Source organism: Ureibacillus sp. FSL K6-0165, assembly GCF_038004285.1.
GTDB classification, from domain to species: Bacteria; Bacillota; Bacilli; order Bacillales_A; family Planococcaceae; genus Ureibacillus; species Ureibacillus thermosphaericus.
Genome location: NZ_JBBOQS010000001.1, coordinates 2,058,618 through 2,078,436, shown reverse-complemented (window position 1 = coordinate 2,078,436; position 19,819 = coordinate 2,058,618). Strand labels below are relative to the sequence as shown.

General features: G+C 34.5%; 17 protein-coding genes and 1 riboswitch. Of the genes, 14 read left to right on the top strand and 3 right to left on the bottom strand.

Features of this window, described 5'->3' with window-relative positions; genetic code table 11:
• The first annotated feature begins 113 nt into the window (after positions 1 to 113).
• Both NST00_RS10330 and NST00_RS10325 read left to right on the top strand, forming a co-directional pair.
• On the top strand, positions 114 to 584 hold the full coding sequence (locus tag NST00_RS10330; RefSeq protein ID WP_340709938.1) for a hypothetical protein: 471 nt from the start codon (positions 114 to 116) through the stop codon (positions 582 to 584).
• Positions 572 to 871 carry a YxcD family protein gene (locus NST00_RS10325; protein ID WP_340709937.1) on the top strand — a complete coding sequence of 100 codons (300 nt, stop codon included), beginning with the start codon at positions 572 to 574 and terminating at the stop codon, positions 869 to 871. Before NST00_RS10330 ends, NST00_RS10325 begins: the two co-directional genes overlap by 13 nt.
• A gap of 65 nt (positions 872 to 936) precedes the next feature.
• Here NST00_RS10325 and NST00_RS10320 read toward each other — a convergent pair whose 3' ends face one another.
• Positions 937 to 1,080 (bottom strand): hypothetical protein, encoded by a 144-nt coding sequence (locus NST00_RS10320; protein ID WP_172597779.1) that lies wholly within the window; start codon positions 1,078 to 1,080, stop codon positions 937 to 939.
• Positions 1,081 to 1,765: 685 nt separating this feature from the next.
• On the opposite strand from NST00_RS10320, the gene NST00_RS10315 reads away from it, so the two are divergent.
• The 6 genes from NST00_RS10315 (at position 1,766) to NST00_RS10290 (ending at position 9,929) form a co-directional block, all read left to right on the top strand.
• Positions 1,766 to 2,344, top strand: coding sequence for a transcriptional regulator (locus NST00_RS10315; protein ID WP_096551096.1), 579 nt, complete (start codon positions 1,766 to 1,768; stop codon positions 2,342 to 2,344).
• Positions 2,345 to 2,614: 270 nt separating this feature from the next.
• The gene (locus NST00_RS10310) at positions 2,615 to 3,052 is read left to right on the top strand and encodes an acyl-CoA thioesterase (protein ID WP_096551098.1); all 438 of its coding nucleotides are present in this window, start codon (positions 2,615 to 2,617) and stop codon (positions 3,050 to 3,052) included.
• A 112-nt stretch (positions 3,053 to 3,164) separates the two neighbouring features.
• Positions 3,165 to 6,926, top strand: a complete 3,762-nt coding sequence (locus NST00_RS10305; RefSeq protein ID WP_340709936.1) for a DEAD/DEAH box helicase — start codon at positions 3,165 to 3,167, stop codon at positions 6,924 to 6,926.
• A 2-nt stretch (positions 6,927 to 6,928) separates the two neighbouring features.
• Positions 6,929 to 7,693, top strand: a complete 765-nt coding sequence (locus NST00_RS10300) for a hypothetical protein (RefSeq protein WP_340709935.1) — start codon at positions 6,929 to 6,931, stop codon at positions 7,691 to 7,693.
• Between the two features lie 64 nt (positions 7,694 to 7,757).
• A riboswitch (SAM riboswitch) is annotated at positions 7,758 to 7,865 on the top strand.
• Between the two features lie 93 nt (positions 7,866 to 7,958).
• On the top strand, positions 7,959 to 8,903 hold the full coding sequence (gene metA, locus NST00_RS10295) for a homoserine O-acetyltransferase MetA (RefSeq protein WP_016838084.1): 945 nt from the start codon (positions 7,959 to 7,961) through the stop codon (positions 8,901 to 8,903).
• Positions 8,904 to 9,068: 165 nt separating this feature from the next.
• A complete protein-coding gene (locus tag NST00_RS10290) occupies positions 9,069 to 9,929 on the top strand; it encodes an MBL fold metallo-hydrolase (protein ID WP_016838085.1) in 861 nt (286 codons plus the stop codon).
• A 63-nt stretch (positions 9,930 to 9,992) separates the two neighbouring features.
• Here NST00_RS10290 and NST00_RS10285 read toward each other — a convergent pair whose 3' ends face one another.
• Both NST00_RS10285 and NST00_RS10280 read right to left on the bottom strand, forming a co-directional pair.
• Entirely contained in the window at positions 9,993 to 11,390 is a 1,398-nt protein-coding gene (locus tag NST00_RS10285) for a hypothetical protein (protein ID WP_096551106.1), read from the bottom strand.
• Between the two features lie 821 nt (positions 11,391 to 12,211).
• Positions 12,212 to 13,171: a tyrosine-type recombinase/integrase gene (locus tag NST00_RS10280; protein ID WP_016838088.1), complete on the bottom strand. Its 960-nt coding sequence runs from the start codon at positions 13,169 to 13,171 to the stop codon at positions 12,212 to 12,214.
• A gap of 581 nt (positions 13,172 to 13,752) precedes the next feature.
• Here NST00_RS10280 and NST00_RS10275 point away from each other — a divergent pair.
• The 6 genes from NST00_RS10275 to NST00_RS10250 all read left to right on the top strand — a co-directional run bounded on the left by NST00_RS10275 (position 13,753) and on the right by NST00_RS10250 (position 19,787).
• Positions 13,753 to 14,640: an alpha/beta hydrolase gene (locus NST00_RS10275; RefSeq protein ID WP_016838089.1), complete on the top strand. Its 888-nt coding sequence runs from the start codon at positions 13,753 to 13,755 to the stop codon at positions 14,638 to 14,640.
• An 85-nt stretch (positions 14,641 to 14,725) separates the two neighbouring features.
• Positions 14,726 to 14,881, top strand: coding sequence for a hypothetical protein (locus NST00_RS10270; protein ID WP_157782647.1), 156 nt, complete (start codon positions 14,726 to 14,728; stop codon positions 14,879 to 14,881).
• A 114-nt stretch (positions 14,882 to 14,995) separates the two neighbouring features.
• Complete coding sequence (locus NST00_RS10265) at positions 14,996 to 15,718, top strand: SIR2 family NAD-dependent protein deacylase (RefSeq protein WP_016838090.1); 723 nt, start codon at positions 14,996 to 14,998, stop codon at positions 15,716 to 15,718.
• A gap of 194 nt (positions 15,719 to 15,912) precedes the next feature.
• Positions 15,913 to 16,749 carry a DMT family transporter gene (locus NST00_RS10260; RefSeq protein ID WP_016838091.1) on the top strand — a complete coding sequence of 279 codons (837 nt, stop codon included), beginning with the start codon at positions 15,913 to 15,915 and terminating at the stop codon, positions 16,747 to 16,749.
• A 108-nt stretch (positions 16,750 to 16,857) separates the two neighbouring features.
• Entirely contained in the window at positions 16,858 to 17,508 is a 651-nt protein-coding gene (locus tag NST00_RS10255; protein ID WP_016838092.1) for a glycoside hydrolase domain-containing protein, read from the top strand.
• 275 nt (positions 17,509 to 17,783) lie between these two features.
• Positions 17,784 to 19,787 carry a methyl-accepting chemotaxis protein gene (locus NST00_RS10250; RefSeq protein WP_340709934.1) on the top strand — a complete coding sequence of 668 codons (2,004 nt, stop codon included), beginning with the start codon at positions 17,784 to 17,786 and terminating at the stop codon, positions 19,785 to 19,787.
• The last annotated feature ends 32 nt before the right edge of the window (positions 19,788 to 19,819 follow it).

Sequence of the window (19,819 nt, the reverse complement as noted above, 5' to 3'; positions counted from 1 at the left end):
TGTATACTAAAATGTAATTATAAAATTAAAATATGTATTTAGTTTGTTCACAATCATGATTTTGATATACTGGTAGTGTATGACATCAATAGATGTAAATAGGAGGATTTAAAATGAAAAAACTTTCAGCCATTGTACTTGCATTTACATTAGTTTTCTCTAATGTTGGTACAGTTGTATTTCACGATAGTGGGGACATCACTGTTGAAGCCAAATCTTACAAATCAGGTAAAAAAGGTTTTAGCGGCAATAATGGTGCAACAAAAAACCGCATGACAAATGATGATGCTAGTACAAATGGTAGCGTTAACAAAGCAACAACAAATAAAAACGACAATAATACAGCTTCTTCCACGAAAAAGGGTGGTTTTTCTTCCGGTGGATTAATGAAAGGTCTTATGATCGGTGGACTTGCTGGATCATTGTTTGGAAGCCTATTTGCTGACATGGGATTACTAGGAAATCTCTTAGGCTTAGTTATTAATCTCGGTGCCATTTTATTGATTGCATATTTAATCATTAAAATTTATTTCATGATTAAACGAAAAAGTGAAAAAGAGGTTACGGAAAATTGGAGAAGATAACGTTATCTGAACAAGAGATCATTGATGCCGTTTGTCTATTCCACGCTAAATTTAAACATGTCAATCCAGAAGATGTGGAAGTAGAGTTGATGTATGATGATGCTAGTGGTTTTACAGCTGAAGCGTATGTAAACGGCGAAATGGAACCTTATAACACTGTTAATTTCATTACAGCAATTCGACTTTACATTGAGGAACAATTGCATCGAGATGCAATGGCAGCCCGAATTGTTTTAGATCTTCACGATGAAGAAGGAATTATTGCAAATATTGATTGGATCGAGTAGGAGGGAGCGATTAACTCCCGTCCTCTCACACCACCGTACGTACGGTTCCGTATACGGCGGTTCAATTAAGATGATTGACGCAAGTCTTTATAACTTCCGTGAATAGCTGTTCTCTTTATGCCAGTGGTCACTCCACCCTCCAAGAGGTCTCCCACGGGATTCACCGCTTCCTTCCTCAAGTGAGGTACTACGTTTTCTGTGTTCATCATGACTCACTGAATGCCAAGGGCTATTCTCTCTTAATTGTTCGGTCCTTCTTAGTAGTTCTAAACCAACTAATACTATGACCTCTGCTGACTTCTGACGGTTCAGCTACTTATCACTAAGTAGGTTATGAAGCGTACTTCACATATCCGCCAGACCTCCCCGGGTAAGAATGTAATCTTTCCTTCCATCTATCTGCTTCATTTACTCTGTACCACCTTTGGCAGAAAGGACTTTGTTTTGTTTAGCAAACTCATCCAATGATACCTAGCCTTATATGAAGTTCGTGTTCCTCAGACCGGAAGTTTGCCGCTCGCTTCCTTCAGATTCCGCGTCACCACGGACACCCTTGCGTTAAGCTAACTGTTACTTCTGCCTTCACAGTTCGGGACTTACACCCTATAGATTACACCCATGCCAGGCGCACTAAAGAAGAAGGCGTCTTGAGAGATTTTTCAAGACGCCTTCTTTTCATAAGTCGCTTTCTCCATTACTCCAAATATATTGGAATGCAAATTGACTTATAAGCAGTAAGCCTGTCCAAAAGTACAATTGTCGGACAGGCCCTTTCAATTTCATGTCGCCAACTAAAAATCCGTATTTTATTAATTTTCATAAAAATCAACTATTTTGTTTTCATTTGTTTTATGTTATGTTCAAAAAGAGATTTGAAATGAAAGTGGGATTCATATGACAATGGATGCTAGAAAAGTGTATAACGGAATTGTTTTACTAACAGGATATCTCCAACGATTATATGTATTTGAAAATATTCACCATGAATTAAACCTTCCTCATGATTCAGAACGAATTCAAAAGGTGAAGGAATTATTTGATGATACCCTTGCAATGTTACCTATTTTTGAACAAGCAAAAGAACTCGCTCCAACCCAAGTTAATAAGTTAAAATCTGTAACTAATGAAGTAGAGAGTTTAATGGCAAGTTATTTTAAAGATGAACCTGTCTCATTTCAAGAAAAGTTGGCTTATGTTGGGTCAAGCCTTTATGCTGAACAACATGTAAATTTAGGAATCATCCGCCTTGGTAAAGTATTTCAGGTGGAAGTGAATAGAGATTTCGAAATGCGTACGAAGTTTTATGAAGAGCGAACTAAATTCATTGATACGATTGTTTCTTTAATTAAGAAAAATCAACAAATTGAAGATAAAGCGATGGAAATCATTGAATCTTGGTATACAAATGTCAAAAACAATAAAGAAAATATTCTCAATGATCTCAAATTGATCAATACATTAATTGGTTTTTAAGACAAAAACTGATGGAAGGATATAGTCCATTCACATCAGTTTTTTCATTTTAATATAATATTTAATTATCCAGAGGCTGCCAATATATCGCATTAGAAGCTTTATATTCATCGTATCTCACTATCCAATTTTTGTAGAGTAGGCAAATCGTATAAGTATCAGTATTATTTCCAAAAAACTCCCCAAATATAGATGGAAAAAATTGATATATCTCGCATCTCTCATTTGCACGATTATTTCATTGAGGTATACTGTTTTAGAGGTGATATCATGTTTTTCAGCGAAAAAGAAGTAGAAATCCGCTATGCGGACACCGATCAAATGGGGGTTGTCTACCATGCAAACTACCTTATTTGGATGGAAATGGGCAGAACCCAACTCATTCGTGATTTAGGGTTTAACTACGCAAAATTAGAAGAAATGGGTTATGTTTCGCCAGTCATCGATTTATCCATCCAGTATAAAAAATCAATGAGATATGGACAAATTGCTAAAGTACGTACATGGGTAGAACAACATGACAAATTGCGGACTACATATGGTTATGAAATTTTACACGAAGATGGTTCTGTTGCCGCAAGTGGCACGACTGTAAATATCTTAGTAAAAAAAGACGATTTCAAACCTGTTCCACTTCGAAAAGTTGATCCTGAATGGGATTCAAAATATAACGAAATTGCTCGAACAAAAAAAGAAAAAACTTCTTAATAAAATGAATGACTAGTTTTATGGCTAGTCATTTTCCTTTTTAACGATAATTCTATATTGGATGAATCATTTTTGATATAATGACGATTGTGAGTAAAAAGGAGGGATGTTCATGGTGCAAACTGTAGAATTAACAAAATGTTTTATCGTCTTAACAAACACAGCCCGAGAAGCGATTAAGGAACATTTTACCGATGAACATGCCTTTTTTAGTTTACAATCATCATTTTTTGTTTTTTTAGAAAAACAATCGATAGAAGAAACATCCCTATCCCTTACGATTTATTTTGACAATCGTCGAAATGAAAAATTATCGAAAAAAATGAACGAACGCGTCGTGATTTTAGACTGTGTATTTGATATAAAAAATGGCCTTATAGCGAAAAGTTTCCGAACAAAGGGTAAACATACACCCGTTGATACAAACAGACGAAAGGGCATGCGAATCCATTTCGTCCCTTCTAGAATCAATGGCCATTCTTACTCAGAGCACTTTATAAAAACCATCGCTCAATTACCTGTAGCACAAGAAAAATACGACTATGTAAATAAACGGATTTCAAGCTGGGAAGGTTATTTAAAAGTTTTATATAAAAATGCCAACATCGATGACATCGAGGCAAATATCCAATCCATTTCTTACAGTTCAGACTTTTCAACGGTTTCATTAAAGGTACGTGGTATTCACGATAAAGAGTGGAAATCGTTAAAAGGGATGAACGCTTATGTTCATGGCATAAAAAATGAAATTGGGGAAATTGTCAAAACAAATATTCAACATCAAACCATCGAAATTGAATTAGCTCCTCAAATAAGTAAATTAGCAAAAGAAAATGTTTTTGATTTTCATACGGATTCCATCACCTTTAGCAATGCCTCGACAAAATCTCAGTTAAATCGTCTTTTAAAAGGCTTCGATCGACTAAAAGAAGGACTTGCCGCAAATCCTAATCTAGAAAACTTTTTATTTGAAGATGTTCCAAACGTAGCACAACGCAATAACCATCTTGATATTGAATTCCATAACAATTTAAACAAATATCAAAGAGAAGCGGTAAGGGGTGCGCTAGAAGCTGAAGATTTATTTGTCATTCAAGGCCCGCCTGGCACAGGTAAAACAACCGTTATTTCTGAAATTTGTTATCAAAACGTCAAAATGGGGCTAAGAACGCTTATTGCCTCCCAATCAAATTTAGCTGTTGATAATGCCCTTGGAAGACTACTAGCAAATAAAGATATTCGAATTTTACGATACGGTCGTACAGAAAGCATTGAAGAAGAAGGCAAAAAATTTATTGAGGAAAATGTTGCAGAATATTGGAAAACACAAACCTTTGATGCCATTTCGAAGGAAATTAACCAACATGAGCATAAAGAAGAATTATTACAAAAAGAAATAGAGGATTACAAAACGCAAATTGAACAGCTAACAGAAAAAGTAGCTCAACTTGAACGTGATATTTTGCGAAAAAAGGAAGCCGAGAAAGAATTAAAAGGTATATTTGAGTCGATTGCTGAGCTAAAGAAACAAATTATCTCTAATAATAAAGAAAAAGAAAAAACCGAAAAATCAATCGAAACATTGCAAAACTCTTTAAACGAACGGACAGAAAAGCTCAGAGAAATCGAAGAAACGATAGCAAGCAAAGGTCTTAATCAAATTCAGCAAGAAATTAAAGACGCACAAAAACACATTCGAGAAAGTGAAAACTTAATCCACTATGTTCATGTGGAACAAAAATTGAATGAAGCACAAGCTGAATGGCAACGAGTAGTAGATGAAATCACAATATTGAAAAGAAAACAAGAGGAATTCAGCGATACGTTTAACCAATTGCAATCTTATAAAAAATTAGAAGAAGTAGAAGGATTTATTGAAACTCATGGAATCAAAAGAGGGTTTGTCATTAATCAGTTGCTGCTTGATATGGACAAAATTTATCAACAAATATTGAAATTAAAACCCGCGAAGCAAATTTCTGAACGGATTGAAAAAGCCATTGAATACAATGAAAAAACATTAAAAATTCAAATAGAGCCCGTTCAGCTGCCGCCAAATCATCAATATTCTTTACATGAAGTGAATGAGTTTCTAGATAAATTAGCGCTTGCTTTTAAACAACAAAAAATCAATCGCCAAAATGGAATTCCTTCTATACGCGGCCTATATATCAGATGGCTTTATGTCAATGAGCTATTATTGCAATTCAAAGGATTAGCAGAAGAATCGAAAAGCGTTTTTGAAAAATTAAAAATGGAAGTTGCGGAACAATATTCACTACAATTAGGGCTTAGCGAACAACATATTCAATCGTTAAGCCAAAAAGAGATGCAACTGCAACAATTGATTCAACAATATCATCAAGAACTAAAGAATTTCCAAATAGAAAACACAGATTTCATACCATCTATTGACGAGTTACAAGTTATCATCGACGCATTAAATGAAAAGATTTCTTCACTAACTGAACAACAAGCCAATTATCAAACATATGAACATGAAAAAGCTCAAATCAATCAAGAGATTGCCACAATTGAAAAAGAACTTTCCAATGGTGGAGAATTATTATCGACCATACATAAAGAATTAAAAGAATTACATCGACAAGGCATTGTTTTAGAGAAAAAAGCTGAACAGTTGCAACAACTCATAAAACAAAATCCTGAGTTCGAACTGGAACAAACGAAAGAAAAAATTAAGGATTTCCAATTAAAAATTGAAAAATTACATCAACAAATTGAACTGTTGCCAATCACAAAGGAAATTCAAAAAGAATGGTTTTCATTACTAAATAATTCTACTGAACACGATTTAGATGAAATCCGAAAACTATATGTGAAACATGCAAATGTGATTGGTACAACTTGTGTTGCTTCCGCAAATAAAGATTTTATGGACAATTATCCTATTTTTGATGTCGTCATTATTGATGAAGTATCAAAAGCAACACCGCCTGAATTATTACTTCCAATGTTAAAAGGGAAAAAAATTATTCTTGTCGGTGACCACCATCAGTTGCCACCATTAATCGGTGACGATACATTTGAAGAAACATTGGAAGTAGTTATGAAAGAAAGCGACACTTTTGAAGAAAAAAGGGAACTCGAGAAGCTTTTGGAAGAATCATTATTTGAACGCCTATATAAAAATTTACCTAGCACAAATAAGAAAATGCTAGGAATTCAATACAGAATGCATGAAAAGATTATGCAAACCATCACTCCATTTTATAGGACCGGCAACGAGTCCTTACATTGTGGTTTAGATAATTCTGATGAAGCAAGAGATCATAAATTAAATGGAAATTATGTAAAACGCCATGAACATTTATTATGGTTCGATCTACCAAACGAGCCACATTACTTTGAAGAAAGAATGAAGGAAGGCGCTAGTTTATTTAACTCTTCCGAACTAGAAACAATACGGAAACTATTAATCGATTTAAACGAAGCAACTGCAAAATCAAAAGAACAAGGCTTACTTGAAAATGATGCTTTAAAATCCGTTGGTGTGATTAGTTTCTATCGAGAGCAAGTAAATCGAGTTAATTTGTTAATAGAAGAGTTGAATTTGTCCCATTTACATATTCGGACAGGCTCTGTCGATAAATTCCAGGGTATGGAAATGGACGTTATACTACTAAGTATGGTTCGAAACAATCCACATGGAGAAATCGGTTTTGCAAAAGATTACCGCCGGTTAAACGTTGCATTATCGAGAGCAAGAGAATTACTGATGATTATTGGCAGCTCAGAAATGTTCATGAATCGACCAAAAGCAAAGAACACTAAAGAAATGTATCAATATCTATATGAAGTAGTGGAAAAACAACAAGGTATTCGAAAAATAACAAAGGAGACGTTCTTAACATAAACATGGAACTCCATCAAATACAGCAACAATTAATAAAAAAGCTTGAAAAAGAAAAATCTGGTTTAATCATTCATACCGATATTTGGTGTATTCCGATGCATACGTATGAAATCACTTATCAGCCAGTTCGAAAGAGGACGATGGATATATTAATGAAAATCTTACTTTTCTCTTGCCAAAAATCAACTTTCGAAAGGGCTGAACAGCTCAGTGAAATTTTACTGGTAGAGCCACTATTTATAGAAGATTTATTACGGAAAATGCAAAAAAATGGGTTGTTGATACGGGAAAATAACTATTATCAACTTACCGAAAAAGGAATGAAACAATTTTCTCTAGGAGTATTTGAAGAGGAATTAGAACCCGTAGCAATAGAGCTACTATATAGCCCTGTACATCATCAAATCGTAGAAGGCGATATTGAGGAAGTATTAGACTTTGATGATTTTCCGGAACAAATCTATCGTTATATACGTAATGAAGAGGGGCCAGTAAGTGCACCTTTTATGATGAAAGCAATACAAAACATGCAAGCGACGGAACTGGAAGAAGATCATCAAGAAATCAAATCCATACTATCAATGGAAAATACTCAAGTAAATGATGTCCCTTGTATCGAATTCATTATTTGGAACGCTGAAAACAAGGAATTATTTATCCGCGTATGGAATACATTATTTAATAGTTGGGATCAACAATTAGAACAAGAATTGAATGAGAAAGAGAGCTCGGAATGGCTAACAAAAATGCAGAGTAAAATAAAATAACCTAATATTGCAAATCCCTATTAAATGTGTTAGGATTATCTTAATTTTATAAGGATTCAAAACTTTCTTATCAAGAGAAGCGGAGGGACTTGGCCCAATGAAGCTTCAGCAACCTCTAACGATTGTTAGAAAGGTGCTAATTCCAGCAAGGCTATGCCTTGGGAGATAAGAGAGTGCGTACATGAAATGTTTGTACCCTCTCATTTCCTATGCTGGAATGAGAGGGTTTTTTAATAATTAAATGTAGAATTGGGGGACATGAGAAATGCCAATTAATATTCCGAAGAATTTACCAGCTGGAGAAATTTTAAGAAATGAAAAGATTTTCGTCATGGAAGAAGACCGTGCGTTATCACAGGAAATCCGACCATTAAATATTTTGGTTTTTAACTTGATGCCTGAAAAAGAAAAAGCAGAATTACAATTATTGCGTTTACTCGGTAACACTCCTTTACAAACAAATGTAACATTTTTAAATACAGCTTCATATGAGCCAAAAAATGTGTCAAAAAGCCATTTAGAGATGTTTTATAAAACTTTTGATGAAATCAAGCATCGCCGTTTTGATGGAATGGTCATTACCGGGGCACCAGTAGAACGGTTGGAATTTGAAGAAGTTAATTATTGGAAAGAATTAACTGAAATTTTAGACTGGGCACAAGACAATGTGACATCGATAATTTATATATGTTGGGCGGCACAAGCAGCACTATATTATCACTTCGGAATAGGGAAATTTGAGTTGCCGAAAAAATGTTCTGGTATCTATTCACACACTATAACAGACTTAACAAACGATTTAGTTCGTGGTTTCAATGATGAATTTGTGGCACCTCATTCTCGATACACGTCAGTTTCCTTAGAGGAAGTGCAACAACATCCTGATTTACAATTGTTGAGCTATTCTGAAGAAGTAGGACCTTTTATCATTCAATCAAAAGATAATAAACACATTATGATTACAGGACACTTGGAATATGATGCAACAACCCTTGCCGAAGAATATGAGCGTGATGTAAAGAAAGGATTACCAATAGACATTCCAGCAAACTATTTTCCTAACAATGACCCAACAAAAAAACCAAAAAATAGTTGGAGAGCACATGCCCACCTATTATTCTATAACTGGTTGAACTACTATGTTTACCAAGAAACACCTTACGACTGGCATTTTGTCGATGGTTACGAACCAATTGATTATCATATTTAATGAAAACTGTAAAAATTCTTCTTCCACGGAAGAATTTTTACAGTTTTTTTATTAATAAAACAATTCATACATATGAATGACAATAGCGAGTGCAAAATGAAGTTCTTGAACAAATAAAGAATTCATAATTGGAAATACTCAATAATATGTAAAGGGGGTAATGAAATGTCCGAACAGCTACATTATGGTGATGATTATAAATTTATTCCCGTCACTTCTATATTAAGTGGGGTAGGGCTAAACATTACAGAGGATTTATATCATTTTACAATCCAAGTAGTCAATGTTTGCTTTATTGGTGATCCAGATAAAGACAATCAATGGGTTTTAGTTGATGCGGGAATGCCGAAATCAGCTAATGCAATCATTGAAGAAGCTGAGCAGCGTTTCGGTCAAAATGCCCGCCCAAAAGCGATTCTTTTAACCCATGGACATTTTGATCATGTTGGCGCAATTGTTGATTTAGTAAAACATTGGAATGTCCCAGTATATGCCCATGAAGAAGAAATCCCATTTTTAATAGGAGAACAAAGCTATCCAAATCCAGATCCTACGGTAGATCGTGGACTCGTTGCGAGAATGTCACCATACTTTCCTAAACAGCCAATACAGTTAGATTCTTTTGTTCATGCACTGCCGAAAAATGGAACAATCCCGATGTTACCTGAATGGAAGTGGATTCCAACACCGGGACATTCACCAGGTCATATCTCTCTTTTTCGTGAACGCGACCGTGCGCTAATTGCTGGTGATGCGTTCGTTACGGTGAAACAAGAGTCTTTGTTTAAAGTTTTTGTACAAGAAAAGGAAATCTCTGGCCCACCTAAATATTTTACAACGAATTGGAAATTAGCAAGAGAAAGCGTTACAAAACTCGCTTATCTTCGTCCAAGAGTGGCACTATGTGGACACGGTGTTCCAATGTCGGGTGAAGAATTGGAAAATGGATTAGCCCAATTAGTTCATCACTTCGATGAATTGGCAATTCCGAAAGATGGAAGATACGTTGATGGTTTTGAACATTAACTCACAAAAGCATATAAATAAAGAAAGAAACCGCAACGTTTGTTATACGGTTTCTTTCTTTATTTATATTAAAAACATCGCAACAATTGTCGTCACAAATAATCCAATTACTACTGGAATTAAGTTTCTTCTAGCCAACTCAAATGGACTGACATTACAGATTGCTGCTGCTGGAATTAAAGCCCATGGTACTAAAGTTCCACCACCAACATAAATGGCTGCAATTTGACCTAATGCTGTAAGAGTAGCAGTTCCTTCACCAATCACTGTACCAAATAGATTAGCAATCGAACCTACTAACGAAATACCAGAAAATCCGGAGCCATCTAACCCTGTAATTGCGCCAACTCCTGCAACTGTCACTGCAGCAATTTCAGCGGTTAAAGGCACAACCGCTGCTAGTGCGACCCCTAAATCATTAATGATGCCTTGAGATCCTTCTGGTAAATGATTGCCGATGATTTGAGTAAATCCAGAATCTCCTAAATAGAAGAATGCGGCAATTGGAATAACAGGACCAAACACTTTAAAACCAAATTGGAAACCTTGAATTAAATAACTTGTCGTTTTTTCTAGTCCAGCATTTTTATGGGCAAACATTGAAAGGAGTAATAGAAGTGCTAACGTTGTTCCACCAATTAATGCTGTCGCATCTCCACCAGTTAAATCAAATATAGACATAGCCACTACATTTAATAAGAAGGCAATTGGTATCAATATCGCAAATATTCGCTTTTGTCTCATCGATAAAAGATTTGTGTCAACCTCTTCTTGTTCCTGAGTTTCACCATCAAAATTTCCAATCATGTCAATCGTACCGCGCTTCATATCCCGTTTTAACAATAGAAATGCTACAACTGTCGTAACAATCCCCATCACAATCACTAGAGGAATGCTTGCAGAAATGACTTCGTGAACCGGAAGTCCAGCTGCATCGGCTGTTAATTTCGGCGCTCCTTGAATAACAAAGTCACCAGAGAGGGCAATACCGTGGCCAAACAAGTTCATTGCCATCGCAACACCTAGAGCGGGGAGTCCAGCACGAATAGCAACAGGCAACAAAACAGCACCAAGTAATGCAACAGCTGGGGAAGGCCAGAAAAACCAAGAAATTAGCATCATTAAAATTCCGATTGTCCAAAACGCTAAAGTTGGATTCTTTATAATTTTTGCAAATGGGGAAACCATCACTTCATTAATGCCCGTTTTCAGTAAAACGCGGCTCATGGCAACAATGACACAAATGATGATGATGGTCGATAATAACTCGGTGATGGCATAAATGAAGCTTGAAAACACTTTGCTGATGGAAGCAACGAAATCTCCGGTTGCTGTAATAGACAGCAAAAAAATACCCACTATACAAATTAATGTAGTGTCCCTGCGTTTCACCATAAAGCCGATAATCAATACAATAAACACAACATAGATCCAATGCAGTGCCGTCAACTCAATTCCCATAGTTCACTTCCCTCAATTTATTTTTTGTCTAGAATATGAGGCAAATGACTAATGGGTGTGTGCTTAGAATATTCATTCGATATATTTTGTCTTATATATGTTTTGTGTAAACAAATTAAATAGAAATGGAATTTATTGATAAGGAATCAATAAATGAGCAGTTAGGATATTGATAACCATTCAGAAAATTTTCATGAATTCTCTTTAGTTTCATTTTTTGTATGACTGTTCTATAATTAAATTATAAGTAAAAAATTGGAACAACAAACATTGAAAATGCCATCATAATCAACTAATAGAATGTAACATTAAATCTAAAGATGAAAACGGTTACATAGCTTTGCAATTAAAAAGGAACTATTAAGGTATTTTTGAATATTATACTGTTTATCATATTACTCCTCTCATAGAAGTTCAGCAATCTCCTAGATCATTAAAAATTGAAAGCATATTATTGTTGTTATGCATATCTTTTTTAAAAACTTCTTGTGGTAAGTTTATGCGAAGTCCATAGTTAGATGTTCAGCAATGTTATTTGGAGTCATAACTAAAAACATTTCACTAAGGAGGAAAACGATGATTTACTATGAGGTAATTTGTTCTAGCTGCAAACAAAAATTTAATTTATATGAGGGGTCTTTAAAATATCAATTATTTAAGGAAAATAAGAGTAAAATTTTCCGCTGCGAAGAATGTGAGAGAAGATTACGAATGGATGCAATAAAATTTATTTATTATTCATAGTAGTAAAATTTTGTGAAGTCATTGCTCCTGCTGTAGAAAGTGAAGGGTGTCTGGAAGTATTCGCCTTTCTAGACACCTCATTCAAAAAATTTCCCAACGTTTTGATTTCTCATCGCTTCTTGCTTTTGCTTATTATTCACGTGCGTATAAATTTGGGTTGTACTCAAGTTTGTATGTCCCATTAATTCTTGTACTGTAACAAGATCAACTCCGCCGCGCACAAGTCTAGTCCCGAAAGTATGCCGCAATTTATGAGATGATAACTTTTTGTTTTGTAAGTAAGTGAAATCAGGTAAACTTTTTAACGAAGCAAAAGTATCTTCTGCAATCATTTGTATTCTTCTTCTTGAAATTCTTTCTCCGCGTTTCGAAACAAAAAAAGCATTTTGATGTTCAGGTTTTGGTAAAGGTCTATACATTCGTTCGTACTCTAAAAGTAAATTAAACAAAGGAGTAGGTAAGGGAATATATCTGGATTTATTTCCTTTTCCTAATACTTTAATCCCTGGCTCATCTTCATCTCGAATAAGATCTGTTGTATTCAGATTATGTATTTCTATGACACGTAATCCAGCTAGACTCATAAGCATTAAAATGCATTTATTGCGTATATAGTATTGATCATGCTTAATACATTTAAAAAGCAGTCGAAGCTCATCATCATTTAAATAGGTAGGAAGAGAATTCTTTTCTGTTTTCGCTAAATCAACTTCTGCTGCTGGGTTTACGGTTAATTCTTCCGCTTTCACAAGAGATTTAAAAAATGTTCGTAAAGACATTAATCTTCGGTTGCGAGTTGTTTTGGCTTTGCCTTTTTGTGTTTTCCTCAAATACGCTTGAATATGCTTCGATCCAACCTCATCGAGTGGAACACATTGATCATCTTTTTCATGAAGAAACAATAGAAAAGATTGTACATCAGACAGATAGCATTTTATCGTGTGAGGCGAATAACCTAAATCCTCCATATACGTATAAAAAATATCTAATTCATCTTCATAATAGTCCAATTGATTTTTTGCTTCCTGTGTATTCATCTTAAAACCTCCTTTCATCTAAAAAATGGAATAGGGAAGAGTAATTAACACGAAATCGTATTCGTTTAAGGCGAATGCGATTTTTTTAAAACGTGCGAATGTACCGATTCAATAAAAATACTTTTTCCATGAAAAAAATCTAACTGCATATAATATACATTATATGCAGTTAAAAGTAAAATAAAGGAATAATTTTCATTATTAAATACGTGCTGTATAAACGATTTACAGCTCATTTTGAAGGGAGTTATTCATTCAATTAGATTTCGATGCGTCTGAGAGTGCATGGTTTTAATGAAAAAATGGGTGAAAATCCAGTAGTATCAACGATTTGAAGTGGATTTATTGCGAAAATTTTCGTCGATGAGGATGATTCCCTTAACTATAGAGATAAATTTGAAATAGTGAGTTTGTTAAGCAGCACAATTTTTTCATGCTAAGTATAGAAACTTGATTTAGTGGCTATACTTAGTTTTTTTCATTTGTCATATCCTTTTATTCATTTGGACATTCTAATTGTACAGTGTATCGATTAGTATGGAGCAATCCATCACAATTATGTCAATGAAAGGAGTGAAGTAATGCCGATTCATTTATATATCGAACAGTACTTCCAACAACATCCGGATGCAAGGAAAACGGGGATTAAAGTAAAAAATCCACCTTTAGAAAAACGTCCAAAAGTATTTCAAGTGGAAGATCGAATTGTTCAAGTAGGGAATTCTGAGATTCCCATTCGCATTTATACACCAAATGAAGCGGAAAAACATCCTATTTTCATTTTTTTCCCCGGAGGAGATTTTATTCCGGGTGGTGTTGAAAGCCATGATGTTAGTTGTCGAATGATTTGTTCTTTAACTGGCTACAAAGTGATTGCAGTCGATTATGATACGAATTCGGATAAAGCATCAATGCTTCAACGTTGTTATAACGTAACAAAATGGATTATAGAACACGCTGAAGAATTAGGAGGCCATTCGGATCATATTGCAATAGGCGGTCCAAGTTTGGGCGCACATTTTGCCATCAGTATTGTTCTTGATTTCACTATTCAGCAAAATTTCCAATTTAAAAAGCAAGTGTTACATTATCCAATTATTCAATTAGACCAACATATAAAGAACAGTCCCCATATTTCAAGAATGCTTTTTAATGGAAAGTACGGAATTGATTTAACATTGCATTCTTTGAATATCTCCAATCTTGAGGATACATCTATTTCCTATTATGCCCCCCTTCACACAAATAATATGTATTTAGCTCAAATGCCACCCACTTTAATTTTTGTTTCGGAATACGATCCTTTATGTGATGAAGGAGAATATTTTGCAGAGATATTAAAAAATACTGGTGTTGATGTAAAACTTGTTCGCTTTGATGGAAACGTTCATGGTTTTATGCAAAGTTTTCCGGGTTCACCAGATTACATGCGGGGATATGAAATAACTGCGGAATTTTTACTACGATGATGAACAAAAGTCTGTGCCTGTTAAGTAATGTTGGCACAGACTTTTAATTATTAACTGAACAAGAGTAGGCTTCATCAGCTCGAACTTGTATGCATCTGCACAAGTGATGTATTTATCTGCACGAGTAATATCTTCATCCGCACAAGGGATATATTTATCTGCACAAGGGATATATTTATCTGCACAAGCGACATATTCATACGAACAAGCGTTTTATCTATCCGCACGAGCAGATATATAAACTGTACGATAAAGCATTTTAATGGATTCACTACTTCCATCGCACTTTTTTATTTTCTTCTTGGAAAATTTATGAGATAAATATTGATAAGGATAAGAGAGAGGAGTGGGGGATTTGAGCCAAATACAAACAGTTGTTGAATGGATTCGTTCATCGAAAAAAACAATTGTATTGACTGGTGCGGGTATGTCAACAGAAAGCGGTGTACCCGATTTTCGTTCTGCATCTGGTTGGTGGACAAAAACTGACCCGCAGCAAGTTGCAACAGTTGACGCTATAGAATCCAATTATCCGTTGTTTCATGAATTTTATTCTATGAGAATTAATTTACTGGACAAATGTTCTCCCCATGAAGGACATTATATTCTTGCGAATTGGGAGAAAAGAGGAATCCTTCAACACATTGCTACTCAAAATGTCGACGGATTCCATTCAAAAGCAGGCAACACCCAAGTAGAAGAGTTGCACGGATCCATCTATACATTTCGTTGCCATTCGTGTGGAAGAAGCGCTTCAAAAGAAGCTTTTTTAGCCAAGGAACATTGTGCTCATTGTCAAGGAAACTTAAGACCAAATGTTGTGTTATTTGGTGAAATGCTTCCTGAAAGAGCATGGCACAATGCATTATTAAATATTCAAAGTGCAGATTTAGTCATCGTTATTGGAACAAGTTTGGAAGTATATCCGGTAAACCAACTTCCTAAGATGACCAAAGGAAAAAAAGTGTACATCAATAAAGAAATTGCACATCATTCAACCTACTTTGATTGTATAATAGAAGGAAAAGCCAAGGAAGTTTTAATCAATTTACAAGAGCGATTAGAAAAAAATTATTAATATTGTTTTATGTACTGGACCCTTCTCCATTGGTTTGAGGTGGGTCCATTCTATTTGAGTTATCATTATAGCAAATAACATAAGGTAGAAAATATGGTGAAAATAAAGAAAATTATTGATTGAAAAATCATTGAAATTTTCAATGTATAGAACCTAAAATAGAATGAATTAAATTTTGCAAGAGGTGCTTACTTATGTGGGTCGGGGCAGCATTGTCTACCATGTTTTGTTTTGGTGCAAATAATATGATTTTTAAATGGAGTACTACTAAAGGGTACTCAAAAATACATATTCAACTTTATTTTTATTTGATTGCTTTTATTTTAACAATGATTTATGGATTAATTGTTGGATTACATAATTTTAACTTTGCTTCGGTTGTACTTGGAGCGATAATCGGAATATTAAATACAAACGGCAATATTCAAATGTCTAAAGCCTTTGAAAAAGGACCAGCAAGCATCACCAGTTCATTAATTAGTATGAATGCAATCATTCCTATTTTAAGCGCAGCATTAATTTTTCATGAACATATTACGCTCCTGCAATGGATTGGCATTATCATCATGATTTGTTCAGCCGTTTTGATTCAATATTCTCCTTCCAATCATATGCATATAGAATATTTACCTTGGATGATGAGAATTAGCTTTGCCATTCTCTCACTTGGTGTTCTCGGTATATTGATGAAAGCATCTACATATTTGCACATTCAGCCACTCAACATGTTAATTTGCATGTACGGCGGAGGTACCGTCTATTTAATGATTAACAGCTTCATTCAAAAAGAGAAATGGCAGACACCGGAAGCAAAAATTGGTTTTGTGGTAGGAATAATTAGTGTAATTGGATATAGTTGTTATTTCTTTGCTTTACAAACGGGAATTGCAAGTATAGTATTTTCCATCGTATCATTAAGCTGCTTAGTCGTAGTTTGTGGAAGTTTTGTCGTATTTCATGAAAAACTAAAATTGTATCAAATCGTTGGGATAATCACGGCATTGATGGGCATTATCTTTACAAAGATATGAATTCAGTGAGGGTCAAATGCGGCCCTCATTTTTCATTTCTATGAACAATTGTTGCTACATTTCAATATATATAAATAGTGGAAACACTAATAGAAAAGAGGTACGGAAGTGGTTACTTATCATTGGGGTGTTGATTCATCACAAAAAGTGACGACAGACCTTTACAATTGTGTTTTAAATAATTATGGGAAACCTGAGTTTTGGGGGAGATATTTAACACGTGTAGAAGGAGCTTCTGACGGTTTAGATCGCGAAGAAATTGAACTGCTCCACAATAGCGGAACAAAGATACTCCCAATATATAACGATTTTAAAAGAGCAGTTGGAGAGAACGAAGGAAGAATGGTTGCAATGTTTGCTTCTTATCATGCAAAACGGCTCGGTATTCGAAAGGGAACTCCGATATTTGCAAATGTTGAACGGTTTTTTGAAGTAGACAGCAATTGGATTCGTGGTTATGTCAATTATTTGTATAACACTGATTTTAAACCGGGCTTTTATCATGATCCGACGGAAGGAAACTTTGCAAATGCTTATTGTCAAGCTGTCAGCGATGATGAACTCGTTGCCAATCAAGCTATATTATGGAGTGCAGAACCAGCACCTGGCGTAACGAAAGCACAATTAGCACCGAAATTCGATCCAACAAAAGTATCATGTAAAGGAAATGTATGGATATGGCAGTATGGTAGAGATTCAAAAGTATGCCCAATCGATACGAATATTGCGGACAGCCGTTTATTTGAAATGTTGTATTAACTTTTATTTATAAAATCGATTGTTAATTTGGTTTACAAAACAATTTATGAACAACATTATTAAAATCATATTCAAATACGTTTGTGTTGTTTATAAGGAGAAAAATCTGCTCAGTGCAGAATTTTCTCCTTTTTTAGAAAATTATGTTAGAATAATAGAAAAAATGAACATAAATTACAACCATTAAATTACTATTAAGTTATTTATTTCTAATCGTTTTAGTTATATAATAAATTGAAAAATCTAAAAATTATATTTATTGGGAGAGGGTTCATTTGGGGGAAATTAAAAGTTTACATGCAAAGTATAGCATTAAAAAGAAGTTTATCGGTTGGTTTTTACTGGTTTCAGTGCTTCCATTAATTCTAGTTTCATTTGTTATTCAAAACATGAATAGTAAAATTACTGTCAAAAAAGAAGAAGAAGCAATGCACAATCTTTTGTTAAGTAAAGCGGAATTTGTCAATCAATGGTTTTCCGCACAGATGGGAGAAATGCAAGTTGCAGCAGAAAGTGATGTTATGAAATCGATGGATTCTGAAAGTATGATTCCATATTTACAAACTCTTGAAGCGCGATCAAAAGTATTTGAAACGATGTTTGTGCTTAATACTGATGGAACCGTTATAGCTCATTCAAAACCTGAAAGTATTGGATCTGATTATTCCGATCGTAGTTATTATCCAATTGCTTTAAAAGGAGAAAGTACATATTCTGAAGTATTAATATCTAAAGCTACCGGTAATCGAATCATCGTAGGGGCGACACCCATTAAAGATGACAACGGTAATATAATAGGAATTATGTGTGGCTCTGCAAATTTTGAAATATTGGTCGACACACTATTAAAAAATGATGAAGATGTTTCTTCTAATTTAGTTTTAATTGACAATTTAGGATATATCCAAGTTGCTAATAATGAAGAAATAATTGGCAAACATATTGATGAGTCTAATCTTGAACAAGAAACAGTCAATATTCTAAAAGAGAGCTTGAATAGTTCGGGCATTTCTTCTCTTCGTATAAATGGTGAACAATACATATTTGCACATGCTCCTATTGAATCAGTTGGCTTTGGATTAATTTTAGAAACGCCGGAAAAAATTGTATTAAATGAAGCGAAAACGATTCAGCATACTGTATATATCATTATTGGAATTTCAGCAATTTTTATTATCTTGTTCAGCATCATGATTGTTCAAACGATTACTAAACCAATATTGCGAGTTGCAGCAGGCATGAACGAAGTTGCAGCAGGGAACTTAAATATCGAAAAAATTCAATGTAAAAATAAAGATGAAATAGGCCAATTAACAGAACATTTCAATGATATGGTTCATAATGTTAAACTTTTAGTAGCAGAAATTAAGAAGGCTACTGAACAAGTACAAGCTTCAAGCGAAGAATTTACAGCAAGCTCAGAAGAAACATTGCTTGCTACAGAACAAATTTCCGCATCCATTCAGACAATTTCAGCTAGTACTGATGAACAAACAAGTTTTATGGAAAGAGGTAACCAACTTATTTCCAATATATCAAATCGTGTTCATGCGATAACAGAAAACATACAACAAACGAATAATAATGTAGATGATGCAGTTATGGCTGCTATGACAGGTACTGAAGTCATTCAAGAAACAATCAACCAAATGAAAGCAATCGAAGGTAAAACAAACACTGCAACAAAGGCAATTAATTTACTTGGGAAAAAATCGAATGAAATTAATGAGATTGTTTCAGTAATCACAGACATTGCAGATCAAACAAATTTATTAGCCTTAAATGCAGCGATAGAAGCAGCTCGAGCAGGTCAATATGGAAAAGGGTTCGCCGTGGTAGCAGATGAAGTTCGAAAACTTGCAGAGCAATCTAGTGATGCTTCTCGACAAATTAGTAAATTAATACAAGAAATTCAAAGCGAAATTTCAGATTCTGTTCTTGCAATGAACGAAGGAAATAATGCGGTTCAGGATGGAATGAAATATGTCGATAAAGCAGGAAATGAGTTTTCGAATATTACGATTGCTGTCAAAAAAGTCTCCACTCAAATGAATAAAATTTTAGATGAAAGTTCAACAATTAAAGAACATGTTGAAAGAATTGTACATCACATTAATGAAGTATTAAATAGCTCAATGCAAACATCAAGCAGCATTCAAGAAATTGCTTCGGCATCAGAACAGCAACATGGTACAATGCAAGAAATTGCTTCGGCAGCAAATGAATTAGCAAAAATGGCAGAAACATTAAACGAAACAGCGCAAAAGTTTAAATTTTAAATAATTTTCCTTGTTTATTTACTTAGGGTGTC